We start from the raw sequence: 317 nt of genomic DNA on the forward strand, positions 1-317 counted from the left end.
GCGGCGCCGCCCATGATCGCCTGCACCGTCGCGTTCGACGGCGAGTCCCCCGCGAGCGACGCCGTCATCACGTCCCCGTCCGGGTCCACGTCGTTGCCCAGCACCGGCAGGATCGTCGTGCGCCCCGGACGCACCCCGAAGCTGTCGTCCTTCGGCTGCGGCGGCCGGTTCGGCTGCGACCGGTCCGCGATGAACTGGTCCACCTGCTCCGGGTTCGTCAGCTCCGCGTCCGACTCCTCGCCCTCGGCCTCCTCCGGGATCTGCACGTCCCAGTCGTCGACCTTCTGGTACTCGTCCGCCGCCATCCACAACGTCCC

1 protein-coding gene is annotated in these 317 nt (G+C 71.6%); it reads right to left on the bottom strand.

Annotated features, from left to right (window positions below; genetic code table 11):
• Positions 1-305, bottom strand: a 305-nt coding sequence (locus GJV82_RS19305; RefSeq protein WP_155100343.1) for an Ig-like domain-containing protein, incomplete at its 3' end; no start/stop codon positions are given.
• Positions 306-317: the final 12 nt, after the last annotated feature.

This window comes from Cellulosimicrobium composti, from assembly GCF_009711085.1.
In the GTDB taxonomy this organism is placed as follows: Bacteria; Actinomycetota; Actinomycetes; order Actinomycetales; family Cellulomonadaceae; genus Cellulosimicrobium; species Cellulosimicrobium composti.